This is a genomic window from Aureimonas sp. ME7 (assembly GCF_903970965.1).
GTDB lineage: Bacteria > Pseudomonadota > Alphaproteobacteria > Rhizobiales > Rhizobiaceae > Aureimonas.
On record NZ_CAJCKW010000008.1, the window covers coordinates 23993 to 48390 of the forward strand.

Genomic DNA, 24398 nt, shown 5'->3' on the forward strand with positions numbered 1-24398 from the left:
GTCGTGGCCGCGTCGGTCTAGCGCGTCATTTTGGCAAGGAGGTGAAGGCCGGCAACCCCGGTGCCGCGATCGTGCGGGGCTCGAAGCGTCGATAGGTCAGGACGCGGGCCGGCGGCAGGTTGCGCTTGATCCAGGGGGAGATGGCGACGAGCGCGCCCACCCGTTCGGGCCGCACCGGCGGCGCGAAGGCATAGGAAAACTGGATGAAGGGCGCACCCGGTGGAAGCCGTTCGAGATAACGCGAAACGGCATGGCTCCGCTCCCCCTCCGGCCGCGTCATCAGCGGCAGGGAGGACACCACGGCGCGGATCGGCCGTTCGCCGACGAGGCGCCAGAGTGCTTCCGGCGGATCGTAGGCGTCCCCTTGCAGGACGTGGATGCCGGGAAAGCGGGCTCGCAGGAGCGTGCAGAATTCGGGTGCGTATTCCAGGCACACGAGATCGTCCGGCTCGATCCTGCGCTGGAGGAGACAGGCGGTGACGGCGCCCGTCCCGGGGCCGAGTTCCACCACCACGCCATTCGACGGCCCGTCCGGCACCGCTTCGGCCATGTGGCGGCCGAGCGCGCGGGAGGAGGGCGACACGGCCCCCACCTTCAACGGGTTCCGCAGCCAGTTGCGCAGGAAGGCCGCTTCGCCGGGCTCGCGGCAAAAGGGTTTCTCCTGGTGTCGACCCATGCCGTCCTCCCGTCAGCTTGGCCCTCGGATGCCTCGGACCCCTAGTCGCTGAGGCCTTCGAAGAAGTCCTTCATGCGGGAAAAGAAGCCGGTCGACTGCGGCGAGTTTTCCGAGGAGGAAATGTCCTCGAACTCCTGCAGAAGCTCGCGCTGGCGGCGCGACAGGCTTTGCGGCGTCTCGATCGAGATCTGGATGAAGAGATCGCCGGTCTGGGTGGAGCGCAGGACCGGCATGCCCTTGCCCTTGACGCGGAACTGCTTTCCGAACTGCGTGCCCTCGGGCACCTTCACGCGCGACTTCGCCCCGTCCAGCGTCGTCACCTCGAACGAGCCGCCCAGCGCCGCCGTCGTCATCGAGATCGGCACCTTGCAGAAGAGGTCCGCCCCGTCGCGCTGGAAGAACTCGTGCGGCTTCACCGAGAGGAAGATGTAGAGATCGCCCGCCGGTCCGCCGCGAAGCCCGGCCTCGCCTTCGCCGGCGAGGCGGATGCGCGTTCCGTCCTCGATGCCGGCCGGGATCGAGACCGACAGGTTGCGCTCCTCGGGCAGGCGCCCGTCGCCGCCGCACTTGCCGCACGGGTCGGCGATGATCTCGCCGCGCCCCTGGCAGGTCGGGCAGGTGCGCTCGATGGAGAAGAAGCCCTGCGCCGCGCGCACGCGCCCGATGCCGCCGCAGGTCGGGCAGGTCTTGGGCGCGGTGCCCGCCTTGGCGCCCGTGCCCTGGCACTGGTCGCACTGGATCGTGGTGGGAACGCCGATCTCGGCGGTCTTGCCGAGAAACGCCTCTTCCAGGCTGATTTCCATGTTGTAGCGCAGGTCCGATCCGCGCTCGCGCCCGCCCCCGGCACCCGCACGGCGCCCGGCACCGGCCGCGCCGCCGCCTGCGCGCCCGCCCATCATCTCGCCGAAGATGTCGTCGAAGATATCGGCCATGGAGGAGGCGAAGTCGCCGCGCCCGGCGCCTGCGCCCGCCCCGTTCTGAAAGGCGGCATGTCCGAAGCGGTCGTAGGCGGCGCGCTTCTGCGGGTCCTTGAGGACCTCGTAGGCTTCGCCGATTTCCTTGAACTTGATCTCGGCCGTGTGATCGCCGGGATTCTTGTCCGGGTGATACTGCATGGCGAGCTTGCGGAACGCGACTTTCAGGGTCTTGTCGTCGCAACCCTTCACGACGCCGAGCGTCTCGTAGTAATCGACCTTGACGGACACGGGTTCTGGAACTCGTTTCTTCGGGTGTCTCTTGAGAACGGGCGATAGGAGCCGCGTGGCGAACGCGCCCGATATGGGAACGGCTGTGCGCGGTTACCATAGGCGGCCCGCGCGCGAAAGATCGGGCCGGTCGGGCTTGCCAGGGGTCGGCACAATTCGAGAAACGGCTTCGGACCTCCCTCAATGGACGGTCGACGGCGGATCCCGGTCCTTCCTGGCGGCCGATGATGCGCCGAGGTCGTGTCTTGCGCCGGATCGGAAGGACGGACGGCCGAGCGGACCCCGACGCAGCTCTGGTCGCGTCTTTTGGAAACGCGAAAAGGTCCGGCGTCGCCGCCGGGCCTTGGATCGCATAGGTTTTCAGGGATCAGGCGGCGCGTCGATTCGTGCGTACCGGGGCGGAAACGGCGGTGTTGCCCGTATCGAAGTGCGATACCAGCGAGCGAAGCTCGCCCGCCTCGTTGCGCAGCGCCTCGGCCGCCGCCGCCGCTTCCTCCAGCATCGCCGCGTTCTGCTGGGTCACCTGGTCGATATGGCCGACCGCGGTGTTGATCTCCTTGATGCCGGTGGACTGCTCGCCCGCGCCGCGCGCGATGGCGACCACCTTCTCGTCGATCTCCAGGACCTGCGCCGCGATCTTCTTCAAAGATTCGCCCGCGCGCTCCACGAAGTCGACCCCTTCCTCCACCTCGCGCGAGGCGTTGGAGATGAGGTCCTTGATCTGGCGCGCGGCGTCGGCCGAGCGCTGGGCGAGCCCGCGCACTTCGGTGGCCACCACGGCGAAGCCGCGTCCCGCCTCGCCGGCGCGCGCCGCCTCGACGCCGGCGTTGAGCGCCAGGAGGTTGGTCTGGAAGGCGATCTCGTCGATCACCCCGATGATCTTGCCGATCTGCGAGGAGGAGCGCTCGATCGCGCGCATCGCCTCGATCGCCTGGCGCACCACCTCGTCGGAAGCCTGCGCGTCGCGGCAGGCGGACTTGACGGTCGTGGCGGCCGACGAGGCGAAGGAGGCGCTCTGGTTGACGCGCGCGGTGATCTCGCCGAGCGCGGCCGAGGTTTCCTCGAGGCTTGCCGCCTGTCCCTCGATGCGGCGCGCCATTTCCTGCGCGGCGTGGGAAATCTCGCCGGTGCCCGTGTCGATGCTGGCGACCGATTCCATCACGGAGCGGATGGTGGACTGGAGCGTTCCCACCGCCGAGTTGAAGTCCTCGCGGATCTGGCCGTAGGAACCGGTGATCTCGTTCGAAAGCGAGCAGGTCAGGTCGCCCGAGGACAGGCGGGCCAGATTGGCGCCGAGCGCCTGGACGACACGAGCCTGCACGGCGGCGCTCGTCTGCCGCTCCGTTTCCGTCTCGACGCGGGCGGCTTCCGCCTTCACGCGTTCCTGCGCGGCCACCGCCTCGGCATGCCGGCCGGAGGCGAGCGCATGGCGGAAGCCTTCCAGCGACACGGCGAGCGCGCCGATCTCGTCGCGGCTGTCCTGCCCCTCCACCGGCTGGCCGTAGTCGCCCGCGCTCAAGTGCTCCACGTCGTCCAGGAGACGCTGCATCGGCTTGCGGATCACGAAGCGCGCCGTTGCGGCGAGCGCCCCCAGAACCGCGAGAAGGAGAACCACGCCCCCGCCCAGGAGCAGCGTGAGCTGCTCGTTGACCGGACCCGTCACCACGGCGGCCGGCACGTCGATCAACGTCGCCCAGACCGTGTCGAAGCCGGTCACCTTGAAGGGAAGGACGAGGCGCATCGCGCCGTCGGGAAGGGTGCCGAGAACGTGCGGCTGCATGTCGGCCACCGCCTTGACCAGCTCCGACGCACCGACGTCCTCATAGGGCTTGGTACGCAGCTGCGCATCGGGCGCCACCAGCCAGTTTCCGTCGCCCGACACCAGAAGCGCCCGGCCCGAACCGAAGGGTTTCAGGAGCGCAACGCTTTCGGCCAGATCGTTCATGCCGATGTCGATGCCGGCCACACCGACGAGCTTGCCGTCGGCCACCACGGGAAAGCCGACGGAGGACATGAGGACCCCGGTTTCCGACAGGTAGGGCGCCGTCAGGTAGCCTTTGCCGGTGGCAACCGGAATCTTGTACCAATCCGCGTCGTACTTCGCGGTGAAGGTGCTGTATTTCGGGGGGCCGCCCGCCGTCTTGGTCCAGTAGGGCGTGAAGACGCCCGTCCCGTTGGCGCCGACCGCGTTCGGGTCGGTCGTGCCGTCGATGCCGCCGGGCGCCTCGGCGATCCACGAGCCGAAGATGTTGGGATAGGAGCCGATCGCCGGCTTCAAAAGCTCCACATAGGCCTGCCGGTCGCGCAAGCCCACCGAATGGAGGGCGGCGATCGTGCCGGTCATCGTGCTCGCCGTGGCCGTGGACTGGGCAAGGCCGATGCCGATCGAGTTCGAGACCGCCTCGGCCTCGGTCTTGGCCTGATCCAGCACCATGGATTCGATCCGGCTGGTGGTGGCCAGCGAGGAAAGGGTGATGGCACCGGCCAGAATCAGGGCGATCGTGCCGCCGGCGGCCAGGATCAGCTTGGCGGATAGGGATGCGGGGAAAGGCTTCATGTCGCTCGCGGGAGAACGGAGGAATTCTCGGGGGATGCCTGCTGCCTCCCGTTGTAGCCACGACCCGATAAGAAACCGTTCGCGCACATGGTGTGGAACGAAAAAAGCCCCGGCGGTGGTCCCGCCGGGGCTTTTCAGTTTCGAAGGATCGAAAGGATCAGGCCGACTTCTTGCGCTCGTCGTCCTGAACTTCCTCGAAATCGGCGTCCACCACGTCGTCGCGCGAGGAAGCGCGTGCGTCGGCAGCCGCATCGGCTTCCGCTTCCGCGCCCTGGCTCGCCTCGTACATCGCCTGACCGAGCTTCATCGAAGCTTCGGCCAGCTTGTCCGACTTCGCCTTGATGGCGTCGGCATCGGCGTCCGCCTTGTCGAGCTCGGTGCGCAGCTCCGCGATCGCATCCTCGATCGCCTTGCGGTCGCCTTCCGAGACCTTGTCGCCGTAGTCCTTGAGGGACTTCTCGGCCGAGTGAAGGAGCGATTCGCCCTGGTTCTTGGCTTCCACGGCGGCGCGGCGCTTCTTGTCGGTGTCGGCGTTGGCTTCGGCTTCCTTGACCATCTTCTCGATGTCGGCATCCGACAGACCACCCGAAGCCTGGATCGTGATCCGCTGCTCCTTGTTGGTGCCCTTGTCCTTGGCCGACACGTTGACGATGCCGTTGGCGTCGATGTCGAACGTCACCTCGATCTGCGGCACGCCGCGGGGAGCGGGCGGAATGCCCTCGAGGTTGAAGCGGCCGAGCGACTTGTTGTCGGCGGCCATCTCGCGCTCACCCTGGTAGACCTGGATGGTCACGGCGTTCTGAGAGTCCTCGGCGGTCGAGAAGACCTGGCTCTTCTTGGTCGGGATCGTCGTGTTGCGATCGATGAGGCGCGTGAACACGCCGCCCAGCGTCTCGATGCCGAGCGAAAGCGGAGTCACATCGAGAAGGAGAACGTCCTTCACGTCGCCCTGGAGAACGCCGGCCTGGATCGCGGCGCCCATGGCGACGACTTCATCCGGGTTGACGCCCTTGTGCGGCTCCTTGCCGAAGAAGCCCTTCACGACTTCCTGGACCTTGGGCATGCGCGTCATGCCGCCGACGAGCACCACCTCGTCGATGTCGCTCGGCGACAGGCCGGCATCTTTGAGGGCCGCCTTCATCGGGCCGACCGTGCGCTGCACGAGATCGTCCACCAGCGCCTCGAACTTGGAGCGCGTGAGCTTCAAGGTCAGATGCTTCGGGCCCGATGCATCGGCGGTGATGAAGGGCAGGTTGATCTCGGTCTGCGAAGCGGACGAGAGCTCGATCTTGGCCTTTTCGGCGGCTTCCTTCAGGCGCTGAAGAGCGAGCTTGTCGTTCTTCAGGTCGATGCCCTGGTCCTTCTTGAACTCGGAGGCCAGGTAGTCGACGAGGCGCATGTCGAAGTCCTCGCCGCCGAGGAACGTGTCGCCGTTGGTCGACTTCACCTCGAACACGCCGTCGCCGATCTCCAACACCGACACGTCGAACGTGCCGCCGCCCAGATCGTAGACCGCGATCGTCTTGCCGTCGTTCTTCTCAAGCCCGTAGGCGAGGGCGGCCGCCGTCGGCTCGTTGATGATGCGCAGGACTTCGAGGCCCGCGATCTTACCGGCGTCCTTGGTGGCCTGGCGCTGGGCGTCGTTGAAGTAGGCGGGAACGGTGATGACCGCCTTCTCGACCTTCTCGCCGAGGTAGGCTTCCGCCGTTTCCTTCATCTTCTGAAGGATCATCGCCGAAACCTGGCTCGGCGAATACTTCTCGCCGTGCGCCTCGACCCAGGCGTCGCCGTTGGAGGCGTTGACGATCTTGTAGGGGACGAGAGCCTTGTCCTTGGCCACGGTCGGGTCGTCGTAGCGGCGGCCGATCAGGCGCTTGACGGCGAACAGCGTGTTCTCGGGGTTGGTCACCGCCTGACGCTTGGCCGGCTGGCCGACGAGGCGCTCGTCGTCGTTCGAAAAGGCGACGATGGAGGGCGTGGTGCGCGCGCCTTCCGCGTTCTCGATCACCTTGGCGTTCTTGCCGTCCATAACGGCGACGCAGGAATTGGTGGTTCCGAGATCGATACCGATCACCTTCGCCATAGTGCATCTCTCCTTCTTGAGCGTGAGGCCCGGACCCTCGAACGAGGCGTTCCGTATGGCATCACCTTGCGGGTCTGAAATTCGGGTCGCCGGCAGGCCTCTCCTTCGGCCGTCCCGGCGGGCTGAGGGCTATATATGAATGGGCTTTCGGGGGCGCAAGACGGCAAGCGGCGCCCGTGCTTTCGATCCCTCGCCGATCCTTTCGAGGTCGCCGGACGCGTGGGCTCCCAAACGCAAAAGCGGCAACCCTGTGGCGAAATCGGGAACCCTGCGGCCCGATCGCGGTTGAGACCCCACGAACGGCGCAAAGGTCAGGATGTCGCATGGCGTACCGGCCCGCCCGCCCGAACCGAAGCTCGAGACGAACCGAACGCAAGAAGGCGGATCCATGCACAGTATCATCTATCTCATCGGCTTGATCGTGGTCGTTCTCGCCATTCTGTCGTTTCTCGGTCTGAACTGAAGGAGGCCCCTCGCATGTCTTCCACCACGACCCCGACGGGGGGCGCGTCCAGCCCCACCGAGGACCGCAAGGCGGTCGAACAGACGGTGAGCCGTGAGGCTGGCTCGGCCCGCGCCGAGGCCGGCAAGGCAGCCGAGACGGTCAAGGACGAGGCGGCGGGCCTTGCCGCCACCGCCAAGCAGAAGGCGATCGAGGGCGTCGAGCAGGGCAAGTCGGTCGCCGCCTCCAGCCTGTCGGATTTCACCGCCGCGATCCGCAAGGCATCCGACGAGCTCGGCGAGCGCGATCAGTCGCTGGCCGCCGGTCTCGCGCGTCAGGCGGCATCCGGCCTCGAGCAGGCCGCCGATGCGATCAGCGGGCAGAGCGTCCAGGATCTGACGCGTTCCGTCGCCGATTTCGCCCGCCGCCAGCCGACGGCGTTTCTTCTTGGCGCCGCGCTTGCGGGCGTCGCGCTCGGGCGTTTCGCCCGCGCGTCCAGCGACCACGCCGATCCGTTCCGCTCGGGCGACCGATACCGGGACGAAGACTGGCGCCGCGAGAATGTCGGGGGCGGGGCTCCCCGCTCCAACGCAGATCGCCCGGTGGGGGCTTCGGATCGCGGCTACACCTCTTATGGCGGTTTCGAGGGCCGGTCTGGTGCATCCTCGACCGGCTCCTCCTCGCCCAGCGGCTCCTCGCTGAACCGGGCCGGCGCATCCGGCTCCACCGACACGAGCGGTCTCAGCCGTTCCAACCCAGCGGCCGGTTCCTCTCAAGGTGACGCGCTGGGCGGCCAGCGCACCACGACCGGCAGCGCCTCGCCGATCGATTCGGCCTTGAACAAGCCCGGCGCTTCGGGCTCCAGCACGCCGTCCACCTCCGGTTCCTCCACCTCGGGAGAGCGTCCATGAGCGTCGATCCGCAACCCAGCCGCTCGGTTCCCGATCTTCTCGGCGACCTCCTGCGGGAAACCACCGAACTCTTCCGAACCGAAGGCCGCCTGATCCGCGCCGAAATCTCGGAAAAGATCACGCAGGTCCAGATCGGCGGCGGCTCGATCGCCGCCGGCGCGATCTGCCTTCTCGTCGCGCTGATCGTGCTGGCCCAGGCTTTGGTGATCGCGCTCGCCCATGTGGTCGGGGCCGGATGGTCGGCACTGATCGTCGGCATCCTCGTCGCCGTGGTCGGCGTTCTCCTGCTCGCCAAGGGCAAGAAGGACCTCGAAGTCGTCAATCTCGCGCCCGATCGCACGCTGGACCAGCTGCAGAAGGACGGCCGTCTCGTGAAGGAGCAGACACGATGAGCACTGAAACCGACCGTCTCGCTCGCGAAGCCGAGCAGCGCCGTTCCAGCCTCGATCAGACGCTGGAGAACCTGAAGGGCAAGCTCTCCGTCGGCCAGATCGTCGACGAGCTTTCCGACTATGTCCGCGAGGGGCAGGGCGCCGACATGGTCCGCAACCTCAACAACCAGGTGCGCGACAACCCGCTCGCCCTCGGGCTGATCGGGGCGGGCGCCGCATGGCTCCTGCTCGGTCAGGGCGTTCGCGACAACGCACGATCCGCGACGCGCCGCGTGTCGGAGCGCTACGACGACTGGCGCGGCGAGAACACCCGCGACTGGGATACCGGCGGCTGGGCCGAGGACGATCGCGACAACCGCTTCGAGGGCGCCGGCTCGGCTGCACGCTTCGAGGGTGACCGCACGCGCGGCGTGACGTCGGGCGGCTATCCCGGCTCGGCCGGCGGCTCCTCCTCGTCCAGCATCGGCTCCAGCCTGTCGGGCGCGGCCTCTTCGGTTCGCTCGGGCGCTTCCAGCGCGGCCTCCGGCGTCGGGTCGGCGGCCTCGAACGCCGCGTCCTCGGTCGGCTCCGCCGCTTCGGGCGCGGCTTCCAGCGTGGGCTCGGCCGCATCCAACGCGGCGGGCGCCGTGTCGGACGCCGCCTCGCGCGCCGGATCGGCGATCTCGGACGCCGCGTCGTCGGCTTCCGACCGCGCCAACCAGCTTTCGCACGATGCGCGCGATGCCGCCTACCGCGCGGGCGATGCGTCCTATCGCACTCTGTCGCAGGCGGGCGACCGCGCGGCCTATTATGGCCGGCGCGCGCGCCGCACCTTCCTTGACACGCTGCAGGACGAACCGCTGGTGCTCGGCGCCGTCGCGGTTGCCATCGGCGCGGCGATCGGGGCGGCCCTGCCGTCCACCCGCACGGAGGACGAATGGCTCGGCGAAACGCGTGACCGCCTGCGTGACGAAGCGGTCGGTTACGGCCGCGAGGCTTTGGACAAGGCTGGTACCGTCGCGCAGAAGGCCTACGAGGCCGGCAGCGCCGAGGCCGAGGCCAAGGGGCTGAAGCCGGAAGGCGGCAGCGGCGAGACGTTGGCCGAAAAGGTGTCTTCCGTCGCGCAGGCCGCCTACGGCACCGCCAAGGAGGAAGCCAAGAAGGAAAGCAAGTCCTAAGGGACCGACGCCACTTTCATGAATGCGAAAAGGCCGCCGGTGCGAACCGGCGGCCTTTTGGTTTGAAGCGTCGACGTCAGCTCAACCGAAGCGTCGAGGTCGGCTCAGCCGCCGAAGAGGCCGCGAAACAGCGAACGGTCGCTTTCCCGCCCGCCCCCGGCCGGCCCTTCCAGGACGGCGTCCGGCGGCAGCTGGTCCGGGCGGACGCGGATCGCCGGGCCTTCCAGCACCGCGTCGGGCGGAAGCTGGCCCCGCGCCACGGTGCGTGGCGGGCCGATATCGGCGGGCGGCCGCATGCGGGCGGGCTCGCCGTAGTCGTATTCGGGCGGTGCCCCGCCATAGCGCTCGTCGCCATAGGGATCCTCGTCCGCCGGGTCCGGACGGCGGGCATAGGCGGGTTCTTCATCGGCAGGCGGCAGGCGGTAGCCCGGCGTGCGGCGATAGCCAGGCTCGACGCCTTGCGGCGAGCGGGGCGGCTGCGAGGCATAGTTGTCGTTGCCCGGCACGATACCGCCGGGCGCGGCCATCGGCGGAAGGCTGCCGTCCTGCGTTGTCGCCGGCTGGCCGCCGTCGGAGCCGGGGCCCGGCAGCTCGTTGCTCTCGTAGACCGGGTTGCCGTCGGCGTCGTAGCCGATGATCCGGTCGCCGTAGCCCGAAGCCATCGGCTGGTTGCCGGGGTCGCCGATCGTGTAGTTGCCCGGCAGCGGCATCGCCGGCAGGCCTTCGTGGGCGGCGGTCATGAAGTCCTTCCAGGCGTCGGCCGGCAGCGAGCCGCCGGTCACCTGTCGCATCGGCTTGCCGTTGTCGTTGCCGAGCCACACGCCGGTGGTCAGGTTGGCGGTGAAACCGACGAACCAGGCGTCCTTGAAGTCCTGCGTCGTGCCGCTCTTGCCCGCCACCTGCCAGCCCTTCAGCGCCGCGCGGCGCCCGGTGCCGGACGAGACGACCCGCGTCATCATCGCGTCCATCATGCCGACGATGTCCGAGGTGACGATGATCGGCGGCACCGCGTCGTCGCGCTCGTAGAGCACCTTGCCGGACGCGGTGGTGACCTTGTTCACGAGATGGGGCGTCGCCTGATACCCGCCGTTGGCGAAGGGCGCGTAGGCGCCCGTCAGCTCCAGAAGCGAGACCTCGGACGTGCCGAGCGCGATCGAGGCGTTGTCGGCGAGCGGCGACTGGATGCCCATGCGCTTGGCCGTCTCGATCACGGCGGCGGGACCGACCTGCGCGGTCAGCTGCGCGGCGATCGTGTTGAGCGAGCGCATCAGGGCGTCGGCCACCGTGACGGGGCCGCGGAAGCGGTTGTCGTAGTTCGACGGCGACCAGTTGCCGATGCGCACGGGCGCGTCGTTCATCACGGTTTCGGGCCGGACGCCGAATTCCAGCGCCGTCTGGTAGACGAAGGGCTTGAACGACGAGCCCGGCTGGCGCTTGGCGTCCACGGCCCGGTTGAACTGCGAGGTCGCATAGTCTCGCCCGCCAACGATGGCGCGGATCGCGCCCGTCCCGTCGATGGAGACCAGCGCGCCTTGCGTGACGTTCTGCGTCGCGCGGTCGATCGTCTTGGCGATCGCGTCCTGCGCCTTCTTTTCCAGCCCGAGGTCGATCGTGGTTTCCACCACGACGTCCTCCTTGATCTCGCCGCCGACGAGAAGCGGCAGGTCGCGCATCACCATGTCGGCGGCGTAGTGCTCGGCGCCCGTCCAGAAGCTCTTGGCCTTGGTCGGCTTGGAAGCGAGCGCGTCGTCGAACTCGGCCTTGGTGATCTTGCCCTCGTCCAGCATGGCCTGGAGGACGACGCCGGCCCGGCCGCGCGCCGCCTCCGGGTCGCGCACCGGCGACAGTCGCGAGGGCGCCTTCAGGAGGCCGGCGAGCGTCGCCGATTCGATGAGGTTCAATTCGTCGGCGTTCTTGTCGTAGTAGCGCCGCGCGGCGGCCTGGATGCCGGTCGCGCCCGAGCCGAAATAAACGCGGTTGAGATACATCTCCAGGATCTGGTCCTTGGAGAACTTGGTCTCCAGCCAGAGCGCCAGGATCGCCTCCTGCACCTTGCGCTGCAGGGTCTGGTCGGGGGTGAGGAAGATGTTCTTGGCGAGCTGCTGGGTCAGCGTCGAGCCGCCCTGCACCGTGTCGCCGGCCGAGAGGTTCTGCGTCGCCGCGCGGATGATGCCGACGGGGTCGACGCCCCAGTGCGAATAGAAGCGCCGGTCCTCGATCGCCATCACGGCCTGGGGCACGTAGGGGCTGATGCGGTCGAGCGCGACCGCCTCGCCGCCCGTGGTGCCCCGGTCGGCCAGAAGGTCGCCCGACACCGACACGATCTTGACGTTGGGCGGCCGGTCCGGGATCGCCCAGGCCTCCTGCGGCAGCTTCACCGCGAAATAGCCGATGACCCCGAGACCTGCGATCCCGCCCCAGAACACGAGAAGGAAGGCGAGGCGGAACAGGTGTCCGATGAAGGAGCGCCGCCGGCGCGGACGGCGCCGGCCGAAGAAGCCGCCGCCACCGCCGTTATCGTTGCCGTCGCCACCGCCGTTGCGCCCGCCGCCACGCCGGTCGCTGCCGAGATCGCGCGAAGCGGAGGAGCGCCGAACGGCCTCGCCGTCGATGTCCTTGGTCTTTCGGCGCGTGCGCGAGTTCGAGACGGCAACGGGGCGGTCGTCGGCCGACACGCGGATCTCGCTGTCGTCCCGATCGGACCCGCCGAAGCTCGGCTCGATTCGCTCGCCCTTGCGCCTCGCGGCCATTGCGATCGTCCCCTCGTTTCCAGAACCCGCGCCGGGAGCCCTAATGCCCGCCGGCTGAACGCGCGCTGAATTCCGCGCGGGCGGAATCGGTTCGCGGGTCGCTCAATCCCGACCATCGCCTGAACAGTAAATACGGCGATTTAACGGGGCGTTAACGAAGGCTGACGATGGATTAAGGGGCTGGTAACGACCCCTTAGGAGCGCGCGAAGGCGACGAGATCGTCGAGGAGGCGATCCTGCTCGGTGTAGTGGAGACCGTGCGGCGCGCCCTCGTAGATCTTGAGCTCGGCACCCGCGATCGCCTCCGCCGACTTCGCACCCGAAACGTCCAGCGGGACGGTCTGGTCGGACGAGCCGTGGATCACCAGCGCGGGCACCCGCACGGCGGCGACATCCGCCCGGAAGTCGGTTTCCGAAAACGCGCGCACGCAGGCGAGCGTCGAGCGCAGCGAGGCCTGGAGCGCCAGATCGCTCGTGTATTCGAGATACTCGGAGGACACCGCGAAGTTGAGAAGGCCGGCGCCGTAGAACTTCTTGCCGAAGGAGGCGAGGAAGCTCGGCCGGTCCGACTTCAGCTGCTCGACGAACTCGTCGAAGGTCGAGCGGTCGACGCCGTCCGGGTTCGAGGCGTCCTTGAGGAGATAGGGCGGGACGGCCGAGACGAGGACCGCCTTGGCGACGCGCTCCGAGCCGAAGCGCGAGAGGTAGCGCACCACTTCGCCCCCGCCCATGGAAAAGCCGACCAGAACCACGTCGCGAAGGTCGAGCTTATCCAGAAGGGACGCCAGATCGGCGGCGAACGTGTCGTAGTCGTAGCCCGAGCCCGGCTGATCGGAGCGGCCGAACCCGCGCCGGTCGTAGGAGATGGCGCGAAAGCCTTTGTCGGCCAGCGCGTTGGCGTGGAAGTCCCACATGTCGGCGTTGAGCGGCCAGCCGTGGATGAGGACTACGGGGCGGCCCTGGCCCCAGTCCTTGTAGAATAGCTTGGTTCCGTCCTGGGCTTCGAAGGTGCTCACGGAGGCTTTTCCCTTGACCGTTGCGTCTCCCGGCAATGGACCGCGCGCCGGGAATGTTCCCGGGAAGCCCAGACAAAAAAGGCCCCGGCTGCGCGGGGCAGCCGGGGCCTTGAAGCGTTCATGGAGCCGGTTCGGCCTAGAACAGGTCGAACGAGAAGCGCTTGGACAGGCCGATGCCGGCGAAGAACTGGTCGCGCGATCCGACCTTGGCGATCGGGGACTCCTCGGCATCGCCCACCAGCCGCTCGTAGGTGGCGTTGGCGTTGAGGAACCAGTCCGGGCGGAACTCGTAGCGCGCCGAAGCGTCGACGCCGACCGACTTGAAGCCGCCGCCCGCCTGGAAGGCGGCGAGGCGACCGCTGGAGCCGAGCGATTCCAGCGGGGTGATGCCGAAATAGGTGCTCATGTAGTCGGAATCGGCAAAGGTGGTGCGGGGGCCGAGCTTCAACTCCCAGGGCTCGCTCGGGCGCGAGATGAAGTCGATGCCGGCTTCGCCCACGAAGCCCTCGCCCTCGTTGAACGCATAGCGCGCCGCGCCGTAGACCTCGGCGTTCAGCGTGTCGTAGAGCGGGAACTCGTAGCCGACGCGAAGGCCGACCTGATAGCTCTCGTCCAGCGGCAGCGTGCCCGTGAGTTCCTCGTACTTGGCGGCGTTGCGCTTATCCATGAACTGGAGCGAGGGCGCGATGCGCAGGCCGCCTTGGCTTTCGTCCGGCGAGCCGATCGTGAAGAGGCCGGGAATGTTGAGGTACTGGAGCGAGAAGATCGGGAAGCCCGAAACGTCGTAGTCCTTGGCGCCCTCGTAGGACGGCTCCACGGACACGCCGCCGCCGAGTTCGATGATGATGTCGGCGTTGTTGACGACGGCGACCTCGCTCGTGTCCACAGTCGGATAGTCGGCCGCCAGCGCGGGAAGGCTGAACAGCGTGCCGGCGGCGAAAAGGCCGGCGAGAAGGCGATGCGACATGACGTGAACTCCAGCCGGCGGTCTCGAGGCCGCCTTTCATGTTCCCATGTTTCGCAGGGCGCCTTCCATTTCAATCGTTCGCGAGGCTTCGGGAATGCTTCGCCGGCCTACCGTTGCCAAAGCAACACAAAGGCGTGAGGCACCTGCCGAGCCCCGGTCGCTTCCGTCCGGGCGATTGCGTGGGCATCCGGCGGCGTCCATTCTTCCGCGGAAACGGAGGAGGACATCATGAACGCTTTCACCAACGCCCTGAGCGCGCTCGGCGCGCTGGCCCTTGCGGCCGGTGCCGTGCCGGCCGGCGCCCAAACCTTTCCCGAGCGCCCGGTGACGCTGGTCGTGCCGTTCGCGGCCGGCGGCTCCACCGATCTCGTGGCGCGCACGATCGCCCAGAAGATGAGCGAGACGCTCGGCCAGCAGGTGCTCGTCGACAACAAGGGCGGGGCGGGCGGAAACCTCGGGGCGACCTTCGTCGCCCAGGCGCCGGCCGACGGCTACACGATCCTGATGGGCACGATCGCGACCCATGCGCTCTCGGCCTCGCTCTATGCGACGCCCCCCTTCGACCCGGTGGAGGACTTCGCGCCCATCACCTGGCTCGTCACCGTCCCCAACGTCCTCACCGTCAACAAGGACTATCCGGCGAAGGACGTGAAGGAGCTGATCGCGCGGCTGAAGGAGAAACCCGGCGAGGAAATCTACTCGTCCTCCGGCAACGGCACGCCGCTGCACCTGTCGGGCGAGCTCTTCAAGTCGATGACCGGCACCGACATGGTGCACGTGCCCTATCAGGGTTCGGGCCCGGCGCTGGTGGACGCCATCTCGGGCGCGGTGCCGATCAACTTCGACAATCTCCCGAGCTCCACCGAGTTCATCAAGTCCGGCGCCTTGCGCGCGCTCGCCGTGACCACCAAGGAGCGGGCCGCGAACTTCCCCGACATTCCGACCATGGAAGAGGCGGGCGTGCCGGGCTACGAGACCAACACCTGGAACGCCTTCTTCGCGCCCGCCGGAACGCCGCCGGAGATCGTCGCCATCCTCAACAAGTCAGCCAACGAGGCGATCAGCGACGAGGCGGTGAAGGCGCGCCTCGCCGAGGTCGGGGCGGCCGTCGTCGGCGGCACGCCGGAGGAACTGGCGGCGCACGTGAAGAGCGAGGTCGCCCGCTGGAAGCCGGTGATCGAGCAGGCGGGCGCCAAGATCGAGTAGAGCGCACGCGTCCAGGACGATAGGAAGGGCGCAAGCGATTCGCCCTTTCCCTTGCTTCGGGACGCCCCCCATGACCACGACGCTCTACGGCATCCGCAACTGCGACACGGTGAAGAAGGCGAGGAACTGGCTGGACGGACGGGGCATCCCTTACGCGTTCCACGACTTCAAGACCCAAGGGGTCGGCCGCGAGCAACTGGCCGCCTGGTGCGAGGCGGTCGGCTGGGAGGTGCTTCTCAACCGCGCCGGCACGACGTTCCGCAAGCTGCCGGAGGCGGACAAGGCGGACCTCGATCGGGAGAAGGCGATCGCGCTGATGCTGGCCAACCCATCCGCCATCAAGCGCCCGGTGGTGGAGACCGGCGGCACGGTCTCGGTCGGCTTCAAGCCGGAAGCGTTCGAGAAGGCCTTCGGCTGACGAGGCGTCAGGGGGCCGCGAAGATCGCGTCGAGATCGGCCGCCGTGAGGCGTCGGATCGCGCCGGGTTCGAGATCGGGCGGCAGGGCAAGGCCGCCGACCGCCTCGCGGTGCAACGCCTCCACGTGATTGCCGGCGGCTGCGAACATCCGGCGCACCTGATGGTAGCGCCCTTCGTGGACCGTCAGCCGCGCCTCGCGCTCGCCTGCGACCTCGAGCTCGGCCGGGGCCAGCGGCTTGTCTTCGCCGTCCAGCATCAGCGTTCCGCTGGCAAACAGCGCGCCCTCGTCGCCCGAAAGCGGGCGGGCCAGATGGGCGCGGTAGACCTTCGGCACGTGGCGGCTCGGCGCGATGATGCGGTGGAGCAGCGCGCCGTCGTCGGTCAGGAGAAGCAGCCCCGAGGTTTCCTTGTCGAGCCGGCCGACCGTCGAGATCGCCGGCTCGCGCCGCCGCCAGCGGGACGGCAGGAGATCGTAGACGAGGGCGCCGGCTTCCTTGCGCGAGCACGTCACCCCCAGCGGCTTGTTCAGCATCAAGGCAAAGCCGGGCAGAGGGTCCAGCGCCTCGCCGTCCACCACCAGCCTCGTTTCGAGATCGGGCGTCAGCGCGATGCGCTCGTCCGCCCCCTTCATCGGCGCCCCGTCGAGCCGGATGCGCCCGGCTTTCGCCAGGAATTGGATCTCACGCCGCGAGGCATAGCCCATGTTGGCGAGAAGCTTGTCGAGGCGGGACGTCGGCACCTTGGTCACTTGCGCGCCTCGAAGATCTTGTAGCCCGCTTCCTCGGCGACGGTCTTCATGGATCGGAACTCGGCGCGCAGCACCTCCTCGTAGGGCATGTGCCGGTTGGCGACGAGAAGAAGCGTGCCCGAGCGGCGCAGCATGCGCGCCGCCGCCTTGATGAAGCTCTGGCCGAGCCCACGATCCTCGATCCCTTCCGCATGGAAGGGCGGGTTCGACACCGCGAAGTCGAGATCGACGAGCCCCGTTTCGCGCGCGTCCGCCCAGAGAAAACGCGCGCGGCTGTCCGATACGTTGTGCTGGGATGCCTCCACGGCGCGCCGGTCGATTTCCACCAGCGTCAGCGCCTCCACTTGGGGGCTGGTGAGAACCGCCCGCGACAGGATGCCGAGCCCGGAGCCGAGATCGGCGCCCCTTCCTGAAAACGCCGGGAGATGGCGCAGGAGAAGGGCGCTTCCCGGATCCACCCGGTTCCACGAGAAGATGCCCGGCTGCGAGCGCAACCCCGCATCCTCCAGCGTGACCGGAGCCCCCTCGTCGATCGCCGTCTGAACACCCTGCACCTCGTCCGGCCGCCGGACCGTGCAGATGCGCTGGCGCGCCTTGAAGCGCTCCGCCACCTCGCAGCCGAACGCTTCGAGCTCCGCCCGCAGCCGCTGCCCGCCCCGGTCCTTCGCCGCCGACACGACGGCGACGCCCCCTGGCGCCAAGGCCCGCAACGCATGCGCCAGCACGAACCGCCGCTCGATCGACCCCGCCGGCGCCGCCACCACGATCGCCCGGAGCGACCCGTCACCCAACGCTTCCAACGCCTCCGCCCCCGGCCGCAACGGCGAAAGCTGCACGGCCCCCTCCGGCACCTCCACGAGGTCGTCGGGCGGAACGCCGTAAACGGCGGAGCGAAGCGAAAGCGGATCGATCTCAAACACGCCCGCTCATAGCAGCATCGGCCCGGGCGCTGGAAGCTCCGGGTCGGACGGAAAGACGCAGGGGCGCTGCCCCTGCACCCCGCCAGGGACATGATGTCCCTGGACCCTCCTCATTTGGGGATGTGTCCCAACAGAAAGGGGGCCAGCGGCCCCCTTTCTGTTGGGAAAAGCCTTCAAACGAAAAGAAGGGTTCGGGAATTCATTCCCGAGCGGGGACCGGGGCGGCAGCCCCGCCGTCTCACCGAGCGCCCAAAGCCGCCAGCACGCGGGCCCAGGAGCGTTGGCCTTTGGCGAAGGAGGTGAGTTCGTATTTTTCGTTGGGCGAATGGATGCGGTCGTCGCCGAGGCCGAAGCCAATGAGGAGGGAGGGCATGCCGAGGCGTCGCTTGAACTCGCCGACGACGGGGATGGAGCCGCCCATGCCGATCATCACGGCGGGCTTGGGCCATTCGTCGGAGAGGGCCTGTTTGGCGGCTTGGAGGACAGGGGAATCGAAGGGAAGCTGGATGGCGGGGGAGCCGCCGTGCTCGTGGAACTCGGCCTCGCAGTCGGCGGGCAGGCGTTCACGCACGAAGGCGCGGAAGGCTTCGCGGATTTGCGATGGGTCCTGGTCGAAGACGAGGCGGAAGGAGACCTTGGCATGGGCTTCGGCCGCGATCACGGTCTTGAAGCCCTTGCCGGTGTAGCCGCCTTCGATCCCGTTGACCTCGGCTGTGGGGCGCGACCAGGTCTGCTCGAGGACGGAGCGGCCCTTTTCGCCGGCCGGCACCGAGAGGCCGACGGCGCCGAGGAATTCCTTCTCGGAGAAGGGGAGTTCGCTCCAGACCTTGCGGATGTCGTCGGGGAGTTCGGGGACGCCGTCGTAGAAGCCGGGCAGGGTGACGCGGCCGGTTTCGTCGTGGAGGTCGGCTAGGATTTTGGCGAGGACGTGGATCGGGTTGGCGGCGGCGCCGCCGAAATAGCCGGAATGGAGGTCCATGGAGGCGGCGCGGATGGTGACCTGTTCACCGACGAGGCCGCGCAGGCCGGTGGAAATCGCGGGCGTTTCGCGGTCCCACATGTTGGTGTCGCAGATCAGCGCGACGTCGGCGGAGAGTTCCTCGCGGTTGGCGTCGAGGAAGGGCAGGAGCGAGGGCGAGCCAGACTCTTCCTCGCCTTCCAGGAAGATGGTGACGGTGCAGGGCAGGCCGCCGGTTTCGGCGATGAAGGCGCGGCAGGCCTCCACGAAGGTCATCAACTGACCCTTGTCGTCCGAGGTGCCGCGCCCGGTCAGGCGGCGCGAGCCGTCGCCTTGCGTCGCGACCTTGGGGTCGAAGGGGTCGGCGTCCCAGAGCTCCAGCGGATCGACCGGCTGGACGTCGTAGTGGCCGTAGAAGAGGACGTGCGGGGATCCGGCAGGGCCTTCGCGGCGCGCGATCACCATCGGGTGGCCGGCGGTCTCGGCGACGCGCGCTTCGAAGCCGATGGCCGACAGATCGCCCTGCAGCCATTCGGCGGCGCGCCGGCAGTCGCTCGCATAGGCGGGGTCAGTGGAGATCGAGGGAATGCGCAGGAGATCGAAGAGCCGCTCCACCGAACGGTCGAGGTTGAGATCGAGACAGGCGAGCACGCTGTCGAGTTCGGCCATGGGAGCATCCTTCGGTCGCAGAGGGGCGAGGCACATGCCGCCCGTTGCGCTCTGCGATAGCGCGGAGCGCGCGCGGACGCAAAATCGTTCGTTGCCCGAACCGATCTGTCGCTGGAAGGACACAGAGTTTGGAAGGATGGAAAAGGGGAGAGTGAAAAGAGCCGTCGCGGACTGGAGGGGGGTTGTCGCGACGGCTCCTTCTCAGTAGAGCGGGATCCCGTGAGGGGGGATGGGATCGTCCGCTCCGGACATTCGGCTTAAAGCGGGGGACGAGCTTTTGGGCCGAACACGACGTCATCGTGTGCGTCGTTGTCGAGAAAATGCGCTTTGCCAGCTTTGAGTTCAATGGGTTTCGATCACGAAAGCGTGATTGGACGCATTAAACCTTTGTAAGGTGGGCTCGAGCGAAGGCCAGCCCCGATTTCATCGCGAAATCCCTGGCGAAAACGAGCCGCCTGTCGGCTTCCATGGACAGGACGCGCGGCCCGCGATACCACCCTTTCCATGCAAAAGGGCGATCATCTCTTTCTCGTCGACGGCTCGGCCTACATCTTCCGAGCCTATCATGCGCTTCCCCCTCTCACGCGCAAGTCGGACGGGATGCCGGTGGGCGCCGTGTCGGGCTTCTGCAACATGTTGTGGAAGCTGGTGGAGGAATCGCGCGACACCTCGGTCGGCGTCGCGCCGACGCATTTCGCCGTCATCTTCGACCATTCCTCGACGACCTTCCGCAACGCCCTCTACGACCAGTACAAGGCGAACCGGCAGGCGCCACCTGAGGACCTGAAGCCGCAGTTCGCGCTGATCCGCGAAGCGGTGCGCGCCTTCGACCTCGCTTGCGTCGAAAAGGAAGGCTTCGAAGCGGACGACCTGATCGCGACCTATACGCGGCTGGCGCGCGAGGCCGGCGGCGACGTCACCATCGTCTCCTCCGACAAGGACCTGATGCAGCTCGTCGGGCCGGGCGTCATCCTCTACGATCAGATGAAGGACAAGCGCCTCGGGCCGGAGGAGGTGCGCGAGAAGTTCGGCGTCCTCCCCGAAAAGATGATCGACCTCCAGGCGCTGGTCGGCGATAGTTCCGACAACGTGCCCGGCATTCCCGGCATCGGGCCGAAGACGGCGGCCGAGCTTCTGGAAACCTTCGGAACGCTCGACGCTCTTCTGGAACGTGCCGGCGAGATCAAGCAGGCCAAGCGCCGCGAGAACATCATCGCCCATGCCGATCAGGCCCGCCTGTCGCGCCAGCTCGTCACGCTCGACCAGAACACGCCGCTCGACGTCTCCCTCGACGATCTCTTCATCCACGAGCCGGATGGCGAGAAGCTCGTCGCCTACCTCAAGGCGATGGAGTTCACCACGCTGACGCGCCGCGTCGCCGCCAAGCTCGGCACCGACGCCTCGGAGGTGGAAGCCGCCAAGGTTGATACCAAGGCGCCGGCACGTGGGCCCGATCTCGACGCCAGTCAGACGTCGGGCGAGGACGCGCCGGCCGGCACGCCGCAGGCGCTGGCCGCTGCGCGGTTGGCGGAGGCGTCGGGCCAGGCCGTGGACCGGACGAAATATGAGACGGTCCGCGAGGAGGCGCATCTTCAGCGCTGGATCGCGCGCGCCTACGAGACCGGCATCCTCGCCTTCGACACCGAGACCAATTCGCTCGACGCGATGAAGGCCGATCTCGTCGGCCTGTCCTTCGCCGTCGCGCCGAACGAGGCCGCCTATGTCCCGATCGCCCATGTCGGCGAAGGGGCGGGCGATCTCCTGTCCGGCAGCGACGCGAAGGAAGGCGTCGGCGAGCAGATCCCGCTCGGGTGCGTTCTCGACCTTCTGAAGCCGGTCCTCACCGACCCCTCGATCCTCAAGATCGGGCAGAACGTCAAATACGACTATCTCGTCATGCTCCGGCACGACATCGCGCTTCAGCCCTTCGACGACACGATGCTGATCTCCTACGTGCTCGACGCCTCGTCGTCGCTCGAAGGCCACGGCATGGACGAGTTGTCGGAGCGCTTCCTCGGGCACAAGCCGATCAGCTACAAGGAGCTGACCGGCACCGGCAAGGCGGCCCGGCCCATCGCCGCCTGCCCGATCGACAAGGTCACCGAATACGCCGCCGAGGACGCCGACGTGACGCTGCGTCTCTGGCGCGTGCTGAAACCCCGGCTCGCCGCCGAAGGGATGACCGCCGTCTACGAGCGGCTGGAGCGCCCGCTGGTGCCCGTGCTCGCCCGCATGGAAGAACGCGGCATCCGCGCCGACCGGCAGATCCTGTCGCGCCTGTCCGGCCGTTTCGCCCAGAAGGCGGCCGGCCTCGAGGCCGACATCCACGTCATGGCCGGCGAGCCGTTCAACATCGGCTCGCCCAAGCAGCTCGGCGAAATCCTCTTCGGCAAGCTCGGCCTGCCCGGCGCCAAGAAAACCAAGACCGGGCAATGGGCGACCGACGCCAAGCTCCTCGAAGACCTCGCCACGCAAGGCCACGACCTGCCGCGCCGCATCGTCGACTGGCGCCAGATCACCAAGCTCAAGGGCACCTATACCGACGCGCTCCCGACCTACATGGACGGGCACGAGCGCATCCACACGTCCTATTCCATGGCGTCCACCACCACCGGGCGCCTGTCCTCCTCCGAGCCGAACCTCCAGAACATCCCGGTCCGCACGCAGGAGGGCCGCGAAATCCGCACCGCCTTCGTGGCACCCTCCGGCCACAAGCTCCTGTCGGCCGACTACTCACAGATCGAGCTGCGCCTTCTCGCCCACATGGCCGAGATCCCGCAGCTTGTGGAAGCCTTCCAGGCCGGCCAGGATATCCACGCCACGACGGCCTCCGAAATGTTCGGCGTGCCCGTCGAAGGGATGCCCGCCGACGTGCGACGCCGCGCCAAGGCGATCAACTTCGGCATCGTCTACGGCATCTCCGCCTTCGGCCTCGCCGCCCAGCTCGCCATCCCACAAGGCGAGGCCGCCAGCTACATCAAGCGCTACTTCGAGCGCTTCCCCGGCATCCGCGACTTCATGGACCGCACCAAGGCCTTCGCCAAGGAAACCGGCTACGTCGAAACTCTCTTCGGCCGCCGCGCCCACTATCCCGACATCAAGTCCTCCAACCCCCAGGTGCGCGCCGCCGTCGAGCGCGCCGCTCTCAACGCCCCCATCCAGGGCACCGCCGCCGACATCATCCGCCGCGCCATGATCCGCATGGAAGACGCGCTTCAGGCCGAGCGCCTCTCCGCCCGCATGCTCCTCCAGGTCCACGACGAACTCGTCTTCGAAGTCCCCGACGAGGAAATCGACGCCACCATCCCCATCATCCGCCACGTCATGGAAACCGCAGCCGACCCGGTCGTCGACCTCGTCGTGCCGCTGGTCGTCGACGCGCGCGCGGCGGGCAACTGGGACGAGGCGCATTGAGGCTCGGGCGGGCAGGGCAGGGGCGCTGCCCCTGCACCCCGCCAGGGGAAATGATTTCCCCTGGACCCCTCGTCACTTGAAGTGTGTCCGAGATCGGAGAGGGCCAACGGCCCTCTCCGATCTCGGAAAAACAGTCCAAACGAAAAGAAGGGTTCGGGAATTCATTCCCGAGCGGGGACCGGGGCGGCAGCCCCGCTCCTGCACCACCCGCCCAAGGAGCCACGACCCGATGACCCATCTCGAAGCGCGTGACCGGCTGATCGTCGGGCTGGACGTGTCCAGCCGGGGGGAGGCGGAGGCGATCGTGGCGGAGCTCGGGGATGCGATCGACTTTTATAAGGTCGGGTATCAGCTGGGGTTTGCGGGGGGGCTGGACTTCGTCCGGGAGCTGTCAGGGATGGGCAAGAGGGTGTTTCTGGACCTGAAGCTGCACGACATCGCCAACACGGTGGAGCGGGGGATCGAGAGCATCGCGAAGCTCGGCGTGGCGATGACGACGGTGCATGCCTATCCGCAGGTGATGCGGGCGGCAGCGAAGGGTGCACAAGGATCGGGGCTGACGGTTCTGGGCGTCACGGTGCTGACGTCGCTGGGGGACGAGGATCTCGGCGAGGCGGGCTATGGCGGGTCGGTGTCCGATCTCGTCGAGCTTCGGGCGCGGCAGGCGTCGGAGATCGGGATCGGAGGCATCGTGGCTTCGGCGCAGGAAGCGGCGCTGGTGGCCGAGATCCTGATGCCCGGCATGGCGCTGGTGACACCGGGTATCCGGCCGAGCGGGGCGGATGCGGGAGACCAGAAGCGCGTGGTGACGCCGGGGGAGGCGCTTCGCAATGGAGCGACGCATCTGGTGGTGGCGCGCCCGATCATCGGGGCGAAGGATCGCCTCGGCGCGGCGCGCGCCATTCTGGCAGAAATGGAAGCCGCCTGAACGGCGGATGGAGAAGGACGGATCGAAATGCCCAAGGCCTATTGGATCGCCCGCGTCGATGTGCGCGACCCCGAGCGCTACCCGGACTATGTGACGACGGCCGCGCCCGCGATGCAGCGCTACGGCGCGCGCTTTCTGGCGCGGGGCGGGCCGTTTCAGGCGTTGGAGGGCTCCTCGCGCACTCGCAACGTGGTGATCGAGTTCGCCAGCATGGAGGACGCGCTCGCCTGCTACAACTCGCCCGAATACCAGGAGGCCAAGGCGATCCGCGAAGGGGTGTCGGAGGCCGATATCGTGATCGTCGAGGGCTACGAACCCGGTTGAACGGGCGCAAGGCGTTCAAGGGCATGGCGCCGGACGGCATCCACATCCGCATGATGGAGCCGGGCGAGGCGGAAGCCTTGCGCGCGATCGACGGGCGGGCGGGGCGGCTTTTGGCGGAAGCAGGTCATCTCTTCGACGCCGAGCCGGCTTCCATCCCCGAGTTCGTCGCCTTTCTGCTGCGCCACGAGGTGTTCGTGGCGGAGGAAAAGGGTGGCGGGCCGGTGGGTTTTGCCGCCGCTGCGGATCTCGGCTCGCTGACGGACGATCCTGCAGGGAGCGGCTGCTATTGGTTGTCCGGATTGTCGGTGGACCCGGCGCATGGGCGGCGTGGCATCGGCTCGGCGCTGCTCGGGGCGGTGGTGAAACGCGCCGGGTGGTTCTTTCACCGCGCGGTCGGCTTGTCGACCGCGAGGGATATTCCCTTCAACGAGGGCTTCTATGCCGCGCGGGGCTTCCTTCGGGTGGAGGCGGCGGACTGGACGCCGCCGCTGGCCGCCCGCTTTGCGGCCGAAGTGCCGCGCGGCGTCGATCCGGCGCGGCGCGTCGTCATGGTGCGCTGGATTTGATGGCGCGGCGCAACATCTCTTGTAGGACAATTAACGGAAAGACGCGCATCCTCAAGCCGTGTTCCGAACGGCTGACGGCGCCGGCTCCGTT

General features: G+C 67.8%; 19 protein-coding genes. 9 read left to right on the forward strand and 10 right to left on the reverse strand.

The genetic code is table 11. The features are described 5' to 3' along the window. Positions 1–25: 25 nt before the first annotated feature. From H7A85_RS14265 to dnaK, 4 genes are all read right to left on the reverse strand, one after another. Positions 26–676 (reverse strand): phospholipid methyltransferase, encoded by a 651-nt coding sequence (locus H7A85_RS14265; protein WP_244631200.1) that lies wholly within the window; start codon positions 674–676, stop codon positions 26–28. 41 nt (positions 677–717) lie between these two features. Next, positions 718–1881 (reverse strand): molecular chaperone DnaJ, encoded by a 1164-nt coding sequence (gene dnaJ / locus H7A85_RS14270; protein WP_182086627.1) that lies wholly within the window; start codon positions 1879–1881, stop codon positions 718–720. 367 nt (positions 1882–2248) lie between these two features. After that, complete coding sequence (locus H7A85_RS14275) at positions 2249–4438, reverse strand: methyl-accepting chemotaxis protein (RefSeq protein WP_182086628.1); 2190 nt, start codon at positions 4436–4438, stop codon at positions 2249–2251. A gap of 157 nt (positions 4439–4595) precedes the next feature. Next, the gene (dnaK, locus tag H7A85_RS14280) at positions 4596–6521 is read right to left on the reverse strand and encodes a molecular chaperone DnaK (protein ID WP_182086629.1); all 1926 of its coding nucleotides are present in this window, start codon (positions 6519–6521) and stop codon (positions 4596–4598) included. Positions 6522–6998: 477 nt separating this feature from the next. On the opposite strand from dnaK, the gene H7A85_RS14285 reads away from it, so the two are divergent. Genes H7A85_RS14285 through H7A85_RS14295 form a run of 3 tightly spaced genes read left to right on the forward strand, consistent with a single transcriptional unit; the run spans position 6999 to position 9423 of the window. Continuing rightward, complete coding sequence (locus H7A85_RS14285) at positions 6999–7874, forward strand: hypothetical protein (protein ID WP_182086630.1); 876 nt, start codon at positions 6999–7001, stop codon at positions 7872–7874. Next, entirely contained in the window at positions 7871–8266 is a 396-nt protein-coding gene (locus tag H7A85_RS14290) for a phage holin family protein (RefSeq protein ID WP_182086631.1), read from the forward strand. The genes H7A85_RS14285 and H7A85_RS14290 overlap by 4 nt, the downstream gene beginning before the upstream one ends. Further along, on the forward strand, positions 8263–9423 hold the full coding sequence (locus tag H7A85_RS14295; RefSeq protein ID WP_182086632.1) for a DUF3618 domain-containing protein: 1161 nt from the start codon (positions 8263–8265) through the stop codon (positions 9421–9423). Before H7A85_RS14290 ends, H7A85_RS14295 begins: the two co-directional genes overlap by 4 nt. A gap of 104 nt (positions 9424–9527) precedes the next feature. On the opposite strand, the gene H7A85_RS14300 is transcribed toward H7A85_RS14295, so the two are convergent. The 3 genes from H7A85_RS14300 to H7A85_RS14310 all read right to left on the reverse strand — a co-directional run bounded on the left by H7A85_RS14300 (position 9528) and on the right by H7A85_RS14310 (position 14156). After that, a complete protein-coding gene (locus H7A85_RS14300) occupies positions 9528–12173 on the reverse strand; it encodes a transglycosylase domain-containing protein (protein WP_182086633.1) in 2646 nt (881 codons plus the stop codon). A 194-nt stretch (positions 12174–12367) separates the two neighbouring features. Next, entirely contained in the window at positions 12368–13189 is an 822-nt protein-coding gene (locus H7A85_RS14305) for an alpha/beta hydrolase (protein ID WP_182086634.1), read from the reverse strand. Between the two features lie 136 nt (positions 13190–13325). Next, on the reverse strand, positions 13326–14156 hold the full coding sequence (locus H7A85_RS14310) for a MipA/OmpV family protein (RefSeq protein WP_182086635.1): 831 nt from the start codon (positions 14154–14156) through the stop codon (positions 13326–13328). A gap of 228 nt (positions 14157–14384) precedes the next feature. On the opposite strand from H7A85_RS14310, the gene H7A85_RS14315 reads away from it, so the two are divergent. Both H7A85_RS14315 and H7A85_RS14320 read left to right on the forward strand, forming a co-directional pair. Then, on the forward strand, positions 14385–15362 hold the full coding sequence (locus H7A85_RS14315) for a tripartite tricarboxylate transporter substrate binding protein (RefSeq protein ID WP_182086636.1): 978 nt from the start codon (positions 14385–14387) through the stop codon (positions 15360–15362). Between the two features lie 70 nt (positions 15363–15432). Continuing rightward, positions 15433–15780, forward strand: a complete 348-nt coding sequence (locus H7A85_RS14320; protein ID WP_182086637.1) for an arsenate reductase — start codon at positions 15433–15435, stop codon at positions 15778–15780. Between the two features lie 7 nt (positions 15781–15787). On the opposite strand, the gene H7A85_RS14325 is transcribed toward H7A85_RS14320, so the two are convergent. From H7A85_RS14325 to H7A85_RS14335, 3 genes are all read right to left on the reverse strand, one after another. After that, entirely contained in the window at positions 15788–16528 is a 741-nt protein-coding gene (locus H7A85_RS14325) for a 16S rRNA pseudouridine(516) synthase (protein WP_182086638.1), read from the reverse strand. Continuing rightward, the gene (locus H7A85_RS14330; RefSeq protein WP_182086639.1) at positions 16525–17448 is read right to left on the reverse strand and encodes a methyltransferase; all 924 of its coding nucleotides are present in this window, start codon (positions 17446–17448) and stop codon (positions 16525–16527) included. Before H7A85_RS14330 ends, H7A85_RS14325 begins: the two co-directional genes overlap by 4 nt. Before the next feature lie 238 nt (positions 17449–17686). Continuing rightward, positions 17687–19075, reverse strand: coding sequence for a dipeptidase (locus H7A85_RS14335; RefSeq protein ID WP_182086640.1), 1389 nt, complete (start codon positions 19073–19075; stop codon positions 17687–17689). A 504-nt stretch (positions 19076–19579) separates the two neighbouring features. Between H7A85_RS14335 and polA the strand changes: the two genes are divergently transcribed. The 4 genes from polA to H7A85_RS14355 all read left to right on the forward strand — a co-directional run bounded on the left by polA (position 19580) and on the right by H7A85_RS14355 (position 24307). Beyond that, complete coding sequence (polA, locus tag H7A85_RS14340; protein ID WP_182086641.1) at positions 19580–22489, forward strand: DNA polymerase I; 2910 nt, start codon at positions 19580–19582, stop codon at positions 22487–22489. Positions 22490–22718: 229 nt separating this feature from the next. Continuing rightward, positions 22719–23417 (forward strand): orotidine-5'-phosphate decarboxylase, encoded by a 699-nt coding sequence (gene pyrF, locus H7A85_RS14345; protein ID WP_182086642.1) that lies wholly within the window; start codon positions 22719–22721, stop codon positions 23415–23417. Between the two features lie 27 nt (positions 23418–23444). Then, complete coding sequence (locus H7A85_RS14350; RefSeq protein ID WP_182086643.1) at positions 23445–23741, forward strand: DUF1330 domain-containing protein; 297 nt, start codon at positions 23445–23447, stop codon at positions 23739–23741. Continuing rightward, a complete protein-coding gene (locus H7A85_RS14355) occupies positions 23738–24307 on the forward strand; it encodes a GNAT family N-acetyltransferase (RefSeq protein WP_182086644.1) in 570 nt (189 codons plus the stop codon). Before H7A85_RS14350 ends, H7A85_RS14355 begins: the two co-directional genes overlap by 4 nt. Positions 24308–24398 lie beyond the last annotated feature (91 nt).

Excerpts from the sequence above, each read along its gene's own strand:
- dnaK (WP_182086629.1), bottom strand. The coding sequence starts at position 6,521 with ATGGCGAAGGTGATCGGTATCGATCTCGGAACCACCAATTCCTGCGTC.
- H7A85_RS14285 (WP_182086630.1), top strand. The coding sequence starts at position 6,999 with ATGTCTTCCACCACGACCCCGACGGGGGGCGCGTCCAGCCCCACCGAG.
- H7A85_RS14320 (WP_182086637.1), top strand. The coding sequence starts at position 15,433 with ATGACCACGACGCTCTACGGCATCCGCAACTGCGACACGGTGAAGAAG.
- H7A85_RS14265 (WP_244631200.1), bottom strand. The coding sequence starts at position 676 with ATGGGTCGACACCAGGAGAAACCCTTTTGCCGCGAGCCCGGCGAAGCG.
- H7A85_RS14310 (WP_182086635.1), bottom strand. The coding sequence starts at position 14,156 with ATGTCGCATCGCCTTCTCGCCGGCCTTTTCGCCGCCGGCACGCTGTTC.
- polA (WP_182086641.1), top strand. The coding sequence starts at position 19,580 with ATGCAAAAGGGCGATCATCTCTTTCTCGTCGACGGCTCGGCCTACATC.
- H7A85_RS14290 (WP_182086631.1), top strand. The coding sequence starts at position 7,871 with ATGAGCGTCGATCCGCAACCCAGCCGCTCGGTTCCCGATCTTCTCGGC.
- H7A85_RS14335 (WP_182086640.1), bottom strand. The coding sequence starts at position 19,075 with ATGGCCGAACTCGACAGCGTGCTCGCCTGTCTCGATCTCAACCTCGAC.
- H7A85_RS14350 (WP_182086643.1), top strand. The coding sequence starts at position 23,445 with ATGCCCAAGGCCTATTGGATCGCCCGCGTCGATGTGCGCGACCCCGAG.
- H7A85_RS14275 (WP_182086628.1), bottom strand. The coding sequence starts at position 4,438 with ATGAAGCCTTTCCCCGCATCCCTATCCGCCAAGCTGATCCTGGCCGCC.
- pyrF (WP_182086642.1), top strand. The coding sequence starts at position 22,719 with ATGACCCATCTCGAAGCGCGTGACCGGCTGATCGTCGGGCTGGACGTG.
- H7A85_RS14295 (WP_182086632.1), top strand. The coding sequence starts at position 8,263 with ATGAGCACTGAAACCGACCGTCTCGCTCGCGAAGCCGAGCAGCGCCGT.
- H7A85_RS14300 (WP_182086633.1), bottom strand. The coding sequence starts at position 12,173 with ATGGCCGCGAGGCGCAAGGGCGAGCGAATCGAGCCGAGCTTCGGCGGG.
- H7A85_RS14315 (WP_182086636.1), top strand. The coding sequence starts at position 14,385 with ATGAACGCTTTCACCAACGCCCTGAGCGCGCTCGGCGCGCTGGCCCTT.